Genomic DNA, 1122 nt, shown 5'->3' on the forward strand with positions numbered 1-1122 from the left:
CACAACCTCCCACCACGCCGCCCCCGACCACGCCGCCGCCGGGCGGGAACCTGGCCCAGGGACGGCCGGTCGTCGCGTCCAGCCACAATCAGACCTACCAGGCGGGCAACGCGGTCGACGGCAACGCGGGCACGTACTGGGAGAGCGGCGGCACCGCGTTCCCGCAGACGCTCACCGTCGATCTCGGCACCGCCCGTTCCGTCGACCGGGTCGTGCTCAGGCTGCCGGCCGGCTGGGAGCGGCGGACGCAGACGCTGTCGGTGTCGGGCTCGATCGACGGCAGCTCGTGGACCACGCTCGCCGCCTCGGCGGGACGGGTCTTCGACCCGGCCACCGGCAACAACGTGTCGATCGGTCTGCCTTCCGGTGACCGCCGGTTCGTCCGGCTGAGCATCACCGGCAACACCGGTTGGCCGGCGGCGCAGATCGCCGAGTTCGAGGTGTACGGCGGCAGCACCCCGCCGCCGACCACCCCACCGCCCACCACCGCGCCACCGACCGGCAACCTGGCCCAGGGACGGCCGGTAGTGGCGACCAGCCACGTCGACGTGTACGCGGCGGGTAACGCGGTGGACGGCAACGCGGGCACGTACTGGGAGAGCGCCAACAACGCGTTCCCGCAGACGCTCACCGTCGACCTCGGCACCGCCCGTCCGGTGGGTCGGGTGGTGCTCAGGCTGCCACCGTCACCGGCCTGGCAGACGCGTACCCAGACGGTGTCGGTGCTCGGTTCCACCGACGGCACCACCTGGACCACGCTCGCCGCCTCGGCGGGCCGCACCTTCGACCCGGCCACCGGCAACAGCGTGTCGATCAGCCTCTCCACCGGTGACCGCCGGTTCGTCCGGCTCAGCGTCACCGGCAACACCGGCTGGCCGGCGGCGCAGATCGCCGAGTTCGAGGTCCACGCCACCTGACCCGTGGGTGGGCCCCGCACGCCGAGGCGGGGCCCACCCACGCCGTAAGAGCGCCACCCGGTAACGCCTCTCCACATCCCCGGAAGAAGGTGTCGATCCCCCATGTCCAGACTCCGTACCCGGCTGTCCGCCGTGCTCGTCGCGGTCGGCCTCGTCCTCACCGCGGCCCCCGCACCGCCGGCCGCCGCAGCCGGTGGGCCCAACC

1 protein-coding gene is annotated in these 1122 nt (G+C 73.4%); it reads left to right on the plus strand.

All coding sequences use genetic code 11. From position 1 onward, the window contains the following. A partial coding sequence (locus EYA84_RS32150; RefSeq protein WP_131057887.1) for a discoidin domain-containing protein occupies nucleotides 1-917 on the plus strand: 917 nt, incomplete at its 5' end. Nucleotides 918-1122: the final 205 nt, after the last annotated feature.

The sequence above is a fragment of the Verrucosispora sp. SN26_14.1 genome, assembly GCF_004307965.1.
Lineage (GTDB): Bacteria > Actinomycetota > Actinomycetes > Mycobacteriales > Micromonosporaceae > Micromonospora.